Annotated in this window: 11 protein-coding genes and 1 tRNA gene; 7 read left to right on the forward strand and 5 right to left on the reverse strand. The window is 70.7% G+C overall.

Annotated elements, in window-relative coordinates:
• Positions 1–47 precede the first annotated feature (47 nt).
• On the reverse strand, positions 48–1526 hold the full coding sequence (locus AC0IW9_RS06255) for an NAD-dependent succinate-semialdehyde dehydrogenase (protein WP_471647350.1): 1479 nt from the start codon (positions 1524–1526) through the stop codon (positions 48–50).
• A 146-nt stretch (positions 1527–1672) separates the two neighbouring features.
• Between AC0IW9_RS06255 and AC0IW9_RS06260 the strand changes: the two genes are divergently transcribed.
• Together AC0IW9_RS06260 and AC0IW9_RS06265 are read left to right on the forward strand one after the other, a co-directional pair.
• The gene (locus AC0IW9_RS06260; protein WP_471647351.1) at positions 1673–2233 is read left to right on the forward strand and encodes a hypothetical protein; all 561 of its coding nucleotides are present in this window, start codon (positions 1673–1675) and stop codon (positions 2231–2233) included.
• A 76-nt stretch (positions 2234–2309) separates the two neighbouring features.
• Complete coding sequence (locus AC0IW9_RS06265) at positions 2310–3098, forward strand: cyclase family protein (protein ID WP_471647352.1); 789 nt, start codon at positions 2310–2312, stop codon at positions 3096–3098.
• 5 nt (positions 3099–3103) lie between these two features.
• On the opposite strand, the gene glmS is transcribed toward AC0IW9_RS06265, so the two are convergent.
• Together glmS and glmU are read right to left on the reverse strand one after the other, a co-directional pair.
• Positions 3104–4927 carry a glutamine--fructose-6-phosphate transaminase (isomerizing) gene (gene glmS / locus AC0IW9_RS06270; RefSeq protein WP_471647353.1) on the reverse strand — a complete coding sequence of 608 codons (1824 nt, stop codon included), beginning with the start codon at positions 4925–4927 and terminating at the stop codon, positions 3104–3106.
• A gap of 5 nt (positions 4928–4932) precedes the next feature.
• Positions 4933–6237: a bifunctional UDP-N-acetylglucosamine diphosphorylase/glucosamine-1-phosphate N-acetyltransferase GlmU gene (glmU, locus tag AC0IW9_RS06275; RefSeq protein ID WP_471647354.1), complete on the reverse strand. Its 1305-nt coding sequence runs from the start codon at positions 6235–6237 to the stop codon at positions 4933–4935.
• Positions 6238–6397: 160 nt separating this feature from the next.
• On the opposite strand from glmU, the gene gph reads away from it, so the two are divergent.
• Positions 6398–7075, forward strand: coding sequence for a phosphoglycolate phosphatase (gene gph, locus AC0IW9_RS06280; RefSeq protein ID WP_471647355.1), 678 nt, complete (start codon positions 6398–6400; stop codon positions 7073–7075).
• Here gph and AC0IW9_RS06285 read toward each other — a convergent pair.
• Both AC0IW9_RS06285 and AC0IW9_RS06290 read right to left on the reverse strand, forming a co-directional pair.
• Complete coding sequence (locus tag AC0IW9_RS06285) at positions 7028–7861, reverse strand: DUF3108 domain-containing protein (protein ID WP_471647356.1); 834 nt, start codon at positions 7859–7861, stop codon at positions 7028–7030. The genes gph and AC0IW9_RS06285 overlap by 48 nt on opposite strands.
• Before the next feature lie 35 nt (positions 7862–7896).
• Complete coding sequence (locus AC0IW9_RS06290) at positions 7897–9228, reverse strand: LLM class flavin-dependent oxidoreductase (protein ID WP_471647357.1); 1332 nt, start codon at positions 9226–9228, stop codon at positions 7897–7899.
• Positions 9229–9374: 146 nt separating this feature from the next.
• Here AC0IW9_RS06290 and AC0IW9_RS06295 point away from each other — a divergent pair, with 146 nt between their 5' ends.
• The 4 genes from AC0IW9_RS06295 (at position 9375) to AC0IW9_RS06310 (ending at position 13831) form a co-directional block, all read left to right on the forward strand.
• Positions 9375–9992 carry a glutathione S-transferase family protein gene (locus tag AC0IW9_RS06295; protein WP_471647358.1) on the forward strand — a complete coding sequence of 206 codons (618 nt, stop codon included), beginning with the start codon at positions 9375–9377 and terminating at the stop codon, positions 9990–9992.
• Positions 9989–10957: a tripartite tricarboxylate transporter substrate-binding protein gene (locus AC0IW9_RS06300; RefSeq protein ID WP_471647359.1), complete on the forward strand. Its 969-nt coding sequence runs from the start codon at positions 9989–9991 to the stop codon at positions 10955–10957. The genes AC0IW9_RS06295 and AC0IW9_RS06300 overlap by 4 nt, the downstream gene beginning before the upstream one ends.
• A gap of 62 nt (positions 10958–11019) precedes the next feature.
• Positions 11020–11094: transfer RNA gene (locus tag AC0IW9_RS06305), tRNA-Val, on the forward strand.
• A 166-nt stretch (positions 11095–11260) separates the two neighbouring features.
• Entirely contained in the window at positions 11261–13831 is a 2571-nt protein-coding gene (locus AC0IW9_RS06310) for a CaiB/BaiF CoA transferase family protein (RefSeq protein ID WP_471647360.1), read from the forward strand.
• Positions 13832–13842: the final 11 nt, after the last annotated feature.

Consider the following 13842-nt stretch of genomic DNA (forward strand, 5'->3'; position numbering starts at 1 on the left):
ATCCGTGCATGGCTAAGAAATCACGCCCACATAGCGTGATACTCGGCTCAGGTGCCGATGCCGCCGAGGGCAAGGTACTTCACCTCGAGGTATTCCTCGATGCCGAGGTTGCTGCCCTCCCGGCCCAGGCCGGATTGCTTGACGCCGCCGAAGGGGGCGACCTCGGTGCTGATCAGCCCCTCGTTGATGCCGATCATGCCGCTCTCGATCGCCTCGGCCACGCGGAAGATGCGGCCGATGTCGCGGGCGTAGAAATAGGCGGCCAGCCCGAAGGGCGTATCATTGGCCAGGGCGATGGCCTCCGCCTCATCCTTGAAGCGGAACAGCGGGGCGACCGGGCCGAAGGTCTCCTCGGTGAAGATCATCGCGTCATGCGGGACATTGGCGAGGATCGTCGGCTCGAAGAAATTGCCGCCGCGGCTGTGGCGCTTGCCGCCCGTCACGATGGTCGCGCCGCGCTTGGTCGCGTCGGCGATGTGCTCCTCCACCTTCTCCACCGCTTCCGGGTTGATCAGCGGGCCCTGCGTCACGTTCGGCTCCATGCCGTCGCCGACCTTCAGGGCCTCGACCGCGGTCTTCAGCTTGGCGGCGAAGGCGTCGTAGACGCCGTCCTGCACCAGGATGCGGTTGGCGCAGACGCAGGTCTGGCCGGTGTTGCGATACTTGCTGGCCATGGCGCCGACCACGGCGGCATCGAGGTCCGCATCGTCGAAGACGATGAAGGGGGCATTGCCGCCCAGCTCCATGCTGGTCTTCTTGATGGTCGGGGCGCATTGCGCCAGCAGCAGGCGGCCGACCTCGGTGGAGCCGGTGAAGGTCAGCTTGCGGACCAGCGGGTTGCTGGTCAGTTCCTTGCCGGTCTCGCCGGAGGGGCCGGTGATGACGTTGCAGACGCCGGGCGGCATGCCGGCGCGCTCAGCCAGCACCGCCAGCGCCAGCGCGCTGAAGGGGGTCTGCGAGGCTGGGCGGATGACGCCGGTGCAGCCGGCAGCCCAGCCGGGGCCGGTCTTGCGGGTGATCATCGCCGCCGGGAAGTTCCAGGGCGTGATCGCCGCGAAGACGCCGATCGGCTCCTTCGTCACGATGATGCGGCGGCCCTTGGCGTTCTGGGGAATGGTCTCGCCATAGACGCGCTTGCCTTCCTCGGCGAACCACTCGAGGAAGCTGGCGGCATAGGCGATCTCGCCCTTGCTCTCGGCCAGCGGCTTGCCCTGCTCGGCGGTCATGATGGCGGCGAGGTCGTCGGTATTGGCCAGCATCAGCTCGTAGAGCTTGCGCAGGATCACCGCGCGGTCCTTTGCCAGCATGGCGCGCCAGGCGGGCTGCGCGCGGTGGGCGGCCTCGATGGCGCGGCGGGTCTCGGCCTGGCCCATGGCGGGGACGGTGCCGACCACCTCGCCGGTGGAGGGGTTGCGGACGGCGATGGTCTTGCCGCTATCCGCCTGGACCCACTGGCCATCGATGCAATTGGCCTGGCGGAACAGCTCCGGATCCTTGAGCGGCAGCTTTGAGAGCGCGTCGAGCATGATGGGTCTCCTTCCCGATGCCCGAACATAGGCGCTGGGACCCGGCCTGTCAGCGTCCGGCCGAGCTGGCGAAGGTGACGCCAGGAAAGCACTGGGAACCGCATCGTTGCCCTGGCATCATGCTGTTAAACCCCGGAGGGAATTCCATGAGCCTGGCAACCGCAAGGGGCGCAATCACCGCGCTCCGCAGCAAATCCGCCCTGGAGGCGGCCTATCTGTCCTACGCCGCCGGCCATGACGACAAGCACCGTTGCGCCGCCAAGGCCTATGCCGCGAACCACGACGCGGCCGACCCGAACGCACCACAGGGTTATTACCAGAAGACCGGCACCGCACAGGTCCAGACCGGCACGATCATGAAGACCGTCTGGGGCAAGCCGCCCAGCGCGCAACCGCTCTACTCGACGGTCGCAACCCTCTCGGACATCTCGATCGATGAGGAGAAGGACATGCTCTGGTCCTCGATCTACATGGCGAGCCCGGCCTACTACGTGAACCGGGATGCCGACAAATTCCTCTTTGCCGTCGGCATCCCCACGGGCTACGCGGGCTTCACCTTCGAGGGTGGCGGCAGGGTCTTTCCGAAGCAGTCCTCGCCCTGCGCCACGATGGTGCTAGTCATCGCCACCGGCGGCAGCAACATTCAGCTGGTGACGCACTTCCCGGCCTCGGCGACCTTCCTCGGCACGCAGGTGGCCCTGACCTAGCGCGGCCGGCGACGCTGGCTGGTGCGGCGGGCGATAAAGGCTCTAGGCTCCGGACAATATCCGGGAGAGCCCGCCCATGCCGCGTCGCATCATCGATATCTCGGTTCCGCTCAAGGCGGGGATCAAATCCGACCCGCCCTGGGCGCTGCCGAAGATCGAGTACCACGATCACGACATGACGGCGCCGCCGATCGCCGCCTATTTTGGCATCGGGCTGGATGCGCTGCCGGAGGGCAAGTATGCGGCGCGGGAGCAGGTGCAGATCTCGACCCATGCGGGGACGCATCTGGACAGCCCCTATCATTTCTTCCCCCGCATGAACGAGAGGCTGGTGCCGGGCGGCGAGCCCTCGATGCGGATCGACCAGGTGCCGCTCGACTGGTGCTTCCAGCCGGGGGTGAAGCTGGATTTCCGCCATTTCCCCGATGGCTACACGGTGCAGCCGGACGACGTGGCGGCGGAGCTGCGGCGGATCGGCCATGTGCTGGCGCCGCTCGAGATCGTGGTGGTCAATACCGCGGCGGGGCTGCGCTACGGCGAGGACGACTACGTCGATGTCGGCTGCGGCATGGGGAAGGCAGCGACGATGTTCCTGCTGGAGCAGGGCATCCGGCTCTGCGGCACCGATGCCTGGTCCTGGGACGTGCCCTTCAGCGTGACCAAGCGGCGGCTGGCCGAGGGTGCCTCACCCGACATCATCTGGGAGGGGCACCGGGCCGGGCGCGAGATCGGCTATTGCCACATCGAGAAGCTGCACAACCTGGAGGCGCTGCCGGCCGATGGCTTCATGGTCTCCTGCTTCCCGGTGAAGGTGCATGAAGGCTCGGCCGGCTGGACCCGGGCGGTGGCGATCCTCGACGGCTAGGCGCCCTATTCGACCGTCACGCTCTTCGCCAGGTTGCGTGGCTGGTCCACGTCCGTGCCCTTCAGCACCGCCACGTGATAGGCCAGCAGCTGCACCGGGATGGCGTAGAGGATCGGCGTCGAGAATTCGCCGACCTTCGGCAGGATGATGACGCGCTCGGCGAAACGGGAGAGGGCCGGCGCGCCATCGGCATCGGTGAAGGCCATGACCCGGCCGCCGCGGGCCGCGGCTTCCTGCAGGTTGCTCGCGGTCTTCTCGAACAAGGGTCCCGAGGGGCAGAGGGCGATGACCGGCACCTCGCTGTCGATCAGGGCGATCGGGCCATGCTTCATCTCGCCGGCGGCATAGCCCTCGGCGTGGATGTAGCTGATCTCCTTCAGCTTCAGCGCGCCCTCGAGGGCGATAGGGAATAGCGCGCCGCGGCCGAGGAAAAGCACGTCCCGCGCCTTGGCCACTTCCACCGCCAGGGCCCGGATCTGGGCATCCTGCTCGAGGATGGCGGCGGCCTGGCTCGGCACCTCCAGCAGGGTCTGGGCCAGGCGGCCCTCGTCGAGCGTCGAGAGCTCCCGTCGGGCGCGGCCGAAGCCGATAGCGAGGCAGGCGAGCACGGCGAGCTGGGCGGTGAAGGCCTTGGTCGAGGCGACGCCGATCTCCGGCCCGGCGACGGTCAGCAGCGCGCCATGGCTTTCCCGCGCCATCGAGGATTCCGGGACATTGACCACCGAGAGAACATGCTGCCCCGCGTCCTTCAGCAGCCGGAGCGCGGCCATGTTGTCCGCGGTCTCGCCGGACTGGCTGATGAGGATGGCAGCACCCCCTTCGGCCAGCGGCGGGTTGCGGTAGCGGAATTCGCTGGCGACATCGGCATCGACCGGCAGCCGGGCGAGCTGCTCGATCCAGTAGCGGCCGACCATGCCGGCGAGGAAGGCGGAGCCGCAGGCGGAGATGGTGAGGCGGGTGATCTTCGCGGGGTCGAAGGGCAGCCGCGGCAGGCGCACCTCCAGGGTCTTCGGGTCGAGATATTGCCGCAGCGTATCGCCGAGCACCGCGGGGTGCTCGTGCAACTCCTTCTCCATGAAGTGTCGGTAGTTGCCGCGGCCGACCGCGGCGCCGGAGACGGCGGTGACGACCACCTTGCGCGAGACGGCCTGATGGGTCGCGTCGTAGAATTGCGCGCCGTCGTCGGTCAGCTCGGCCCAGTCGCCTTCTTCCAGATAGGCGATGCGGCGGGTGAGCGGGGCGAGCGCCAGCGCGTCGGAGCCGACGAACATCTCGCCCTCCCCGTAGCCGATGGCGAGCGGCGCGCCCTGGCGCGCGGCCAGCAGCAGGCGCGGGTGGCCGGCGAAGATGGCGGCGAGGGCGAAGGCGCCATGCACCCGCTTCAGCGCGGCGGCGAAGCCGGCCTGCGGGGTATAGCCCTGGTGCAGGAAGTCATCGACCAGGCGGACGAAGGTCTCGGTATCCGTCTCGGTCTCGAAGACGGCGCCCTTCCCTTCCAGCTCGGCGCGCAGCTCGGCGTGGTTCTCGATGATGCCGTTATGCACGACGCTGACGCGGGCGGTGCTGTGCGGATGGGCGTTGCGCTCGGTGGGGGCGCCATGGGTTGCCCAGCGGGTATGGCCGATGCCGGTGGTGCCGGGCAGCGGGTCGCGCTCCAGCACGGCGGCGAGGTTGCCGAGCTTGCCCTCGGCACGGCGGCGGTCGATCTCGCCCTCCACCAGGGTGGCGATGCCGGCGCTGTCATAGCCGCGGTATTCCAGCCGGCGCAGCGCTTCCAGCAGCAGGGGTGCCGCGCTCGCCTTGCCGATGACGCCGACGATGCCGCACATGATGACTAGCCTTTCTTGCCCTTGAAGCCGCGCCCCGGCTTGTTCGCCTGCCGTCCCCGGGCGATGCCCATCGCATCATCCGGCACGTCTTCGGTGATGACGCTGCCGGCGGCGACCAGGGCGCGGTCGCCGACCCGGACCGGCGCGACCAGCGCGGTATCGCTGCCGATGAAGGCGCCGGCGCCGATCTCGGTGCGATGCTTGTTCACGCCGTCATAGTTGCAGGTGATGGTGCCGGCGCCGATGTTGGATCCCGCGCCGATGGCCGCATCGCCGAGGTAGCTCAGATGGTTGGCCTTGGCGCCGCGCCCGAGCGTGGTGGCCTTCAGCTCGACGAAATTGCCGACATGCGCGGCCTCGCCGACCTCGGTGCCGGGGCGCAGCCGGGCATAGGGGCCGATGACGGCGCCGCGGCGGACCAGGCAGCCCTCGAGGTGGCTGAAGGCGCGGATCTCGACCTCGTCCTCCACCGTCACGCCGGGGGCGAAGACCACGTGGGGGCCGATGGTGACGTCCTGGCCCAGCACGGTGTCCCAGGCGAGGAAGACGGTGTCCGGCGCAACCAGCGTGGCGCCGCCCGCCATCGCCGCGGCGCGGAGACGGGACTGCATCCCGGCCTCCAGGGTGGCGAGCTCGGCCCGGCTGTTGGCGCCGGCGAGGTCGGCCTCGGCGGCTTCCTCGGCGACCACGCGGCGGCCATCGGCGGCGGCGAGCGCGACGATGTCGGTCAGGTAGTATTCGCCCTTGGCATTCTCCGGCCGCACCGCGTCCAGCCAGCGGAACAGATCGGCGGCGGGGCCGCAGACGACGCCGGCATTGCAGAGCGGGATGGCCCGCTGGGCCTCGGTCGCATCGGCCCATTCGACCACGGCGGCGACGTCGCCGGCGGCATCGGTCACCACGCGGCCGTAGCGGCCCGGGTCGGCCGGGCACATGGCCAGCAGGGCGAGGCCGGCCTCGGCGCGGCGGGCGACCAGGCGGCGGAGCGTCTCGACCGGGATCAGCGGGTTGTCGGCATAGAGCACCGCGACGTCGCCGGGGAAGTCCCGCAGCAGCCCGGCGGCCTGGGCGGCGGCATGGCCGGTGCCGAGGCGCTCGGCCTGGACCACCGTCGCATGCGGCCGGGCGGCCGCCTCCAGCGCCGGCATGGCGGGCCCGACCACCACCACGATGCGGTCGAAGACCTGCTCGCAGGCGGCGAGGAGATGGTTGAGCATGGGCCGGCCGGCGACCGGGTGCAGCGCCTTAGGCAGGCTGCTGCGCATGCGGGTCCCGAGACCGGCGGCGAGGATGATGGCGGCGGCGGGCATGGCGTCTCCGGTAGTCGCTGGCGGATAGGCAGGGCAACCCCCGCCAGGGTCAAGTTGGATTGCGGGATATGACCGGACGGAGCATGGCGCGGGCCAGGGGCCGGGTGGGGCGGCTCGCAGGCTGCATTGCTCCGCGCGGCGTCCCGGGCCAGTGTAGCCCATGCATCCTGTCGCCGTATTCGACCTCGATGGCACGCTGGTGGACAGCGCGCCGGATATCCACGCCGCCCTGGACCGGCTCATGGCCGGGCGCGGCCTGCCCGGATTCACCCGGCCCGAGGTGGTCGGCATGATCGGCGACGGGGTCCGCGTGCTGGTCGAACGGGCCCTGGCAGCGCGCGGGCAGCCCTTCGAGGAGGCCGCGCTGGCCGGCTTCAGCGCCGATTATACCGCCCGCGCGGCCGAGGCGACGGCGCTGTTCCCGGGCATCGATGACGTGCTGGCCGGGCTGGAGGCGGCGGGCTGGCGCCTGGCGGTCTGCACCAACAAGCCGGCGGCGGCGACCGCGGCCCTGCTGGAGGCCCTGGGCCTCGCCGGCCGATTCGCCGCGGTCGGCGGAGGCGACAGCTTCCCGACCCGCAAGCCCGACCCGGCGCATGTGCGGGCCACCCTGGCGCTGGCGGGAGGACGGCCGGACCAGGCCATCATGATCGGTGACCATCGCAACGATGTGATGGCGGCGACCGGGGCCGGCCTGCCCTGCATCTTCGCCGGCTGGGGCTATGGGACGCCGGCCATGGCCGAGGGTGCCGCAGCGGTGGCGGCGCGGCCGGAGGAGCTAGGGACGCTGCTACCGGCCCTGCTGGCCCGTGCTGCCCTGGGCCACCGACCGGCCTGAGCCATCCGGGCCGACCGAGACCAGGACCGCCCGGACCGCGCCGAACCAGCGGGTCGGCAACTCGATCAGCACCGGGACCGGCCCCGCCCCCGGCCAGGGCTCGCCGAGCCAAGCGGTGGCGGGGTGCGGGATCTTCGCCTCGGCCTCGCGGTCCTGGCTGAGCAGGAAGCCGGCGAGGATGCGGCTTTCGAAGGCGCAGCGCAGCGCCGGGCCGGCATAGCCGCCTGAGGCCGGCAGGATGTCCTGGCTGACGGTGCGGACGCTGTAGTTGGACCGGCGGCGGCCGTCGAAGACCGCCGCGGCGGTATCGCAGCGGCCGGTGCGGGCCACGCTGCGGACCAGCTTCGCCAGGGCGGAAAGCCCATCCATGGTGTCCTGCTGCAGCGCCGCGGGCACCGCCTCCCGCTCCCCGTCGTTCGGCGGCTCGATGGCGCGGAGCTGGGGCATGCCGGCCGGGGTATAGTCGATGGCGACCACCCGGCGCTTGCCGCGCCAGGTGCCTTCCTGCCGGTAGCGGCCTGGGATGGGGTGATTGCCCTCCCAGCGGCCCTCGGCCGAGGTCACCTGCTCGCCGCTGGCGAACCAGCCGGCCATGCCGCGCATCCGGCTCTGGATGCGGATGGCATAGCGCGGGCCGTCGAGGTCGAAGCTCGCATCGAATTGCATGATGGTCAGGCCGCCGGCCGTCACCTCGTAGCGGGCGACCAGCGGGGCCGCCCCGGCGGGGGCGGGCAGCAGGGCTGCACAGAGGGAAGCACTGGCGGCGAGCAGGTGTCGGTTTCCCATGCCCGGGATATGGCCCCTGCCCGCCCCGCCACAACTCAGCCGGCGGGGAAGAAGCGGCTTTCCGGCCGTGGCAGGCCGAGGTTCTCCCGCAGGGTCTTCCCCTCGTACTCGCGGCGGAAGATGCCGCGGCGCTGCAGCTCCGGCACCACTTGGTCGACGAAATCGTCGAGGCCGCCGGGCAGCCAGGGGAACATCACGTTGAAGCCGTCGGAGCCGCCCTCGACCAGCCATTGCTCCATCTCGTCGGCGATCATGGCCGGGGTGCCGACCATGGCGAGGCCGCCATAGCCGCCGAGCCGCTGGGCGAGTTGGCGGACGGTCAGCCCCTCCCGCTCGGCAAGCGCGATGGTGCGCTCGCGACCGCTCTTGCTCTGGTTGGTGTCGGGGATCTCGGGCAACGGGCCGTCCGGGTCGAATTTCGAGGCATCGGTGCCGAGGGCGATCGAGAGCGAGGCGATGGCGCTGTCGTAATGCACCAGGCTGTCGAGGTGGGCGCGCTTGGCCTTTGCCTCGGCCAGCGTCTCCCCGACCACGACGAAGGCGCCGGGCAGGATCTTCAGGTGGTCCGGGTCGCGGCCGAGCCGCGCCATGCGGCCCTTGATGTCGGCGTAGAATTTCCGCCCCTCGGCCAGGGTCGCCTGGCTGGCGAAGACCGCCTCGGCAGTCTCGGCCGCGATCTGCCGGCCGGCCTCGGAGGCGCCGGCCTGGACGATGACCGGCCAGCCCTGGATGGGACGGGCGACGTTCAGCGGGCCGCGGACGGTGAACTCGGGGCCCTTGTGGTCCAGGACGTGGACGCGGTCGGGGTCGAAGTAGATCCCGCTGTCCACGTCGCGGATCAGCGCGTCATCGGCCCAGCCGTCCCAGAGTCCGGTGACGACGTCGAAGAACTCGCGGGCGCGCTGGTAGCGTTCGCCATGCGCCATGTGCTCGTCGTGGCCGAAGTTCTTCGCCGCATCGGGGTTCGAGGTGGTGACGAGGTTCCAGCCGGCCCGGCCGCCGCTGATATGGTCCAGCGAGGCGAATTTGCGGGCGATGTGGTAGGGCTCGTTGTAGGTCGTGCTCGCGGTGGCGATCAGCCCGATATGCTCGGTGACGGCGGCGAGCGCGGGCAGCAGGGTCAGCGGGTCGAAGCTGCTGACGGTATGGCTGCGCTTCAGCGCCTCGACCGGCATGTTCAGCAGCGCCAGGTGGTCGGCCATGAAGAAGGCATCGAAGCGGCCGCGCTCCAGCGTCTGGATGAAGCGCTTGTAGTGGGCGAAGTTGAAGTTGGCATCGGGGAAGGCGCCGGGATAGCGCCAGGCGCCGGTATGGATGCTGACCGGCCGCATGAAGGCGCCGAGCCGTAACTGCCGTCTGCTGCTCATCGAAGGGTCTTTCGCGGGTCGGTCATCGTTGCGACGGAAGTTGCGGCGGCCGGGGCTGGCGTGCAAGGCTAAGCTGCATCCACCAGCGTGATACAGTCCATTCAACGAAACCGAGGTGTTTAATGGCTCAGCGGGAGGGGCTGACATTGCTCGGACGGCCGAATGCCTACAACGTCCGCAAGGTGCTGTGGCTGCTGGCGGAGCTGGAGCTGGACGTCACCCTGGAACCCTGGGGGCGCGGCCACCGCCCGACCGACGATCCGGAATTCCTGGCGCTGAACCCGCTCGGCACCGTGCCGGTACTGCTGGATGGCGCGGCGGTGCTGCGGGAATCGCATGTGATCCTGCGCTACCTGGCGGCGCGGCAGGGCGCGGCGGGGCTGCTGCCGGCGGAACCGCTGGCCCGGGCGCGGGTGGAGCAATGGATGGACTGGGTCGCCTATGACCTGACCCAGCCGATGCGTGCCGCCTACCTCGGCGGGGAGCTGGGGCTGGAGCCCTGGACCAACCCCTGGTTCGTGGCGCATGGCCGGCTCGAATACGGGCGGCGCATGGGCCAGCTGGATGCGGCGCTGGCGGCGGCCGGGCCCTATCTGGCGGGCGCCGGGTTCACCCTGGCGGATATCCCGGCCGGCTTCGTGGTGCATCGCTGGTACAGCATGCGGCATGTCGCGCCGCTGCCGCTGCCGGCGCTGGCGGCCTATTACGAGAGGCTGTCGGAGCGGCCGGCCTATCGCCGGCATGTCCGGAACGGCCTGCCATGACCCGCCGCCGCCACCTGCTGGCCGGCGGGCTGGGCCTGCTGCCGGCGGCCGCCCTGGCGCAGCCCGCGGCCTTCCCCGACCGGACCGTGCGGCTGGTGGTGCCCTTCACCCCGGCCGGGCAGACCGACATCATGGCCCGCCTCGTCGCCCAGCGGCTGGCCGAGGACTGGGGCCGGCCGGTGGTGGTCGAGAACCGGCCCGGCGGCAATGCGCTGATCGGTGCCGATGCCGTGGCCAAGGCCCCGCCGGATGGCCATACCCTGCTCGCCATCACCTTGACCCATGCGATCAATGCCTCGCTGTTCCCGCAGGGGCCCTACGACTTCCTGCGCGACCTGCGGACGCTGACCCTGCTCGGCGCGCTGCCGCTGGTGGTGGTGGTGCGGGCGGAGGCGCCCTGGCGGAGTCTCGGCGAGCTGGCCATGGCGGCGCGGTCCCGGCGTCTCAACGGCGGGTCCTCCGGCACCGGCTCGCCGCCGCATCTGGCGCTGGAGATGTTCCGCCGGGCGGCGGGGGCGGGGGATGGGTTGCAGCACGTGCCCTACCGGGGCGGGGCGCCCTCGGTCACCGACCTGGTGGCGGGCAACCTGGACCTGGTGATCTCCAACCTGCCGGAATGCCTGCCGCAGGTGCAGGGCGGCCGGTTGCGGGCCCTGGCGGTGACCGATACCACGCGGCACCGGCTGTTGCCGGAAGTGCCGACCGTGGCCGAGGCGGGGCTGCCGGATCTGCGGATCACCAGCTGGACGGCGATCCAGGCGCCGGCCGGGCTGCCGGAAGCCCTGGTCGAACGGATCGCCGCGGCCATCCGCCGGGCGGCGGCGGAGCCGGTCCTGGTGCAGAAGGCGGGGGAGCTGGGCTTCTCCCTGATCGGGGCCGATGTGGCGCAATCCGGGCGCTTCGTGGCGGCCGAGGTGGCACGCTATGCGCAGGTGGTGGCGGCGGCGAATATCCGGCCGGAATAGGCGGCGGAAGGGGCTTGCGCCGGGGCGGCGATGCCCTTACTAACCCGCTCCCAACACGGTTTGGGCGCGTAGCTCAGCGGTAGAGCATTCGCTTCACACGCGAAGGGTCACAGGTTCAATCCCTGTCGCGCCCACCACCGGTTTCCCCTCCTCCCGTCCGAGTTTTCGCGTCCTGGCCCGCACTTGCCGCCTGCGCGAGACGCACGCTAGCGTGGCCGCAAGATGCCTCGGCCTGGGGCAAGGGAACGCGGGAATGATCGAACTGCCGCAAGGGCGCAGCATGGCGGCCCGAAGGCCATGCGCATGACGGTGCCCGTCCCCGGGCAGGTGCCAGACGATGCGCCCGGCATCCTCAGCGGCATGCGGGTGCTGGAGGTCGCCGACGAGACGGCGGAATACTGCGGCCTGATGCTCGCCGGGCTCGGCGCCGAGGTGGTGAAGCTGGAGCCTGAGGACGGTGCCGCGACGCGGCGGATCGGGCCCTTCCTCGATGACGTGCCGGGGCCGGAGCGGTCGCTGCATTTCTGGGCCTACAACCGGGGCAAGCGCTCCGTCACCCTGGCGCTGGACAGCACCGAGGGCGAGGCGCTGCTGGCGCGGGCGGATATCCTGCTGACCTCGCGGCGCGACCTCGATGTCGCGGCGTTGCGGGCACGGCATCCGCGGCTGGTCGTCGCGCGGATGACGCCTTTCGGCGACACCGGGCCCTGGAAGGATTTCAAGGGCAGCGACCTGGTGCATCTCGCCCTCGGCGGGATCATGATGAACTGCGGCTACGATCCCGATCCGGCGAGGCGCTACGACCTGCCGCCGATCGCGCCGCAGCTCTGGCAGGCCTATCACATCGCCGGCGAGCAGCTGATGGTCGGCATCCTCGCCGCGCTGCTGCACCGGCTGCATACCGGGGAAGGCCAGGACCTCTCCTGCGCAGTGCATGAGGCGGTCTCGAAGAACCCGGAACTGGACGTGATGTCCTGGGTGATGCGGCGCGCCCCGCTGTTCCGCATGACCTGCCGCCATGCCGGGGAAATTCCGACGCATGTGCCGACCATCGGCCATACCAAGGACGGGCGCTGGTGCATCGCCACCGGAGTCTCGGTGCGGGACCAGGCCAATCTGGTTCCCTTCCTCGAGCGCTTCGGGATGCAGGCGGATCTGGTGAAGCCTGGCGACGGCGCCGATATCCGCGCCCGCAACGTCCCCGGCTCCGGCACCGCCGGGAAAGCCGCGGCGCATATCACCGAGGTGATCCAGCGCTTCATCCGCGCCCATACCTGGGAGACGCTGCCCTGGCGGGAGGCGCAGGGGGCCGGGCTGCTCTGGGCGCCGCTGCGCAAGCCGCATGAGAATGCCGGCGATCCGCATTGGCAGGCGCGCGGCACTTTCGCCGAGGTGGAGCATCCGGAACTCGGTCGCAGCTTCACCTATCCGGTGAGCCGCTGGCTCAGCACCGAGACGCGCTGGCAGGTCGGCCGGCGGGCGCCGCTGCTGGGCGAGGATACGGCGGCGGTGCTGGCCGGGCTCAAGACCCCCTCCCCTGCCGCGACGGTCCCCGCCAGGCCGCGCACCGAGACGCCCACGCGGCTCTCGGCGCATGGCAAGGCCTTCCCGCTGCAGGGGGTGCGGATCTTCGACTTCTCCTGGTTCCTCGCCTCGGCCGGCGGCACCCGGCTGGCGGCGGCGCTGGGCGCCGATGTCATCAAGGTGGAGTGGAAGGAGAACCCGGATACCCGCCTCGCCGCCATGGCGCCGGTCGGCGGGCGGGCGGCGCGGCGTGGCGCGACCGCGCCGTTGCCGCCGGTGACCGACCCCGACATGGGCGGTCAGTTCAACAACAAGAATGCCGGCAAGTCCGGCCTCTCGCTGAACATCCGCCATCCCAAGGGGCTCGAGATCGCCCGGCGGATGATCGCCCAATCCGACGTGGTGGCGGAGGGCTTCTCGCCCGGCGTGCTGGCCCGGCTGGGGCTGGGGTACGAGGCGCTCCGCGCGATCAGGCCGGATATCATCTATGTCCAGCAATCCGGCATGGGCGGCGTCGGCAGCTATGGGCGGTTCCGCACCATCGGCCCGGTCGCGGCGGCCTTTGCCGGAACCTCCGAGATGTCCGGCCTGCCGGAGCCGGCGATGCCGGCGGGCTGGGGCTATTCCTTCCTCGACTGGATGGGCGCCTATGGCTTCTCCATGGCGATCCTCGGCGCGCTGCTGCACCGCGACCGCACCGGGCGGGGCCAGTGGATCGATGGCTCGCAATGCGAGTCCGGCATCTTCCTCGGCGGCGTGCCGGTGCTGGATCATGCGGCCAATGGCCGGGTCTGGAGCCGCATCGGCAATCGCTCGCCCTACAAGCCGGCGGCGCCGCATGGGGCCTTCCGCTGTGCCGGCGAGGATCGCTGGCTGGCGATCGCCTGCTTCACGGATGCCGAGTGGCGCGCGCTGGCGCAGGTCGCGGGACAACCGGGCTGGCTGGCGGATGCCCGCTTCGCCACTCTGGAGGCACGGCTGGCGAACCAGCCGGCTCTGGAAGCCGCCGTCACCGCCTGGACGGTGACGCAGCAGGCGCCGGCGGCCATGCTGGCCCTGCAGGCGGCGGGCATCGCCGCAGGGGTCTGCCAGGATGCCGAGGATCGCTGCGAGCATGATCCGCAGCTCGCGGCATTGGACTGGCTGACCGAGATCGAAGGCACCCGGATCGGCCAGTGGCCGGTGACGGAATTGCCCGCGGTGAAGCTTTCGGCGACGCCGGGCCATGCCGGCGGCATCACCCGCCGCGGCGCCCCGGGCTATGGCGAGGACAACGAGCGGCTGCTTGGCGAATTGCTGGGCTATTCCCGCGCCGAGGTTGCGGCGCTGGCAGCGGAGGGCGTGATCTGACCGGCTTCGAC

The organism is Belnapia sp. AC561 (assembly GCF_979252845.1).

What these genes read in the sequence shown, in the direction of transcription:
- AC0IW9_RS06255 (WP_471647350.1), bottom strand. Translation starts at nt 1,526, where the DNA reads ATGCTCGACGCGCTCTCAAAGCTGCCGCTCAAGGATCCGGAGCTGTTC.
- AC0IW9_RS06260 (WP_471647351.1), top strand. Translation starts at nt 1,673, where the DNA reads ATGAGCCTGGCAACCGCAAGGGGCGCAATCACCGCGCTCCGCAGCAAA.
- AC0IW9_RS06265 (WP_471647352.1), top strand. Translation starts at nt 2,310, where the DNA reads ATGCCGCGTCGCATCATCGATATCTCGGTTCCGCTCAAGGCGGGGATC.
- glmS (WP_471647353.1), bottom strand. Translation starts at nt 4,927, where the DNA reads ATGTGCGGCATCGTCGGCGTCATCGGCAAGGCGAGCGCGGCACCCCTG.
- glmU (WP_471647354.1), bottom strand. Translation starts at nt 6,237, where the DNA reads ATGCCCGCCGCCGCCATCATCCTCGCCGCCGGTCTCGGGACCCGCATG.
- gph (WP_471647355.1), top strand. Translation starts at nt 6,398, where the DNA reads ATGCATCCTGTCGCCGTATTCGACCTCGATGGCACGCTGGTGGACAGC.
- AC0IW9_RS06285 (WP_471647356.1), bottom strand. Translation starts at nt 7,861, where the DNA reads ATGGGAAACCGACACCTGCTCGCCGCCAGTGCTTCCCTCTGTGCAGCC.
- AC0IW9_RS06290 (WP_471647357.1), bottom strand. Translation starts at nt 9,228, where the DNA reads ATGAGCAGCAGACGGCAGTTACGGCTCGGCGCCTTCATGCGGCCGGTC.
- AC0IW9_RS06300 (WP_471647359.1), top strand. Translation starts at nt 9,989, where the DNA reads ATGACCCGCCGCCGCCACCTGCTGGCCGGCGGGCTGGGCCTGCTGCCG.
- AC0IW9_RS06310 (WP_471647360.1), top strand. Translation starts at nt 11,261, where the DNA reads ATGACGGTGCCCGTCCCCGGGCAGGTGCCAGACGATGCGCCCGGCATC.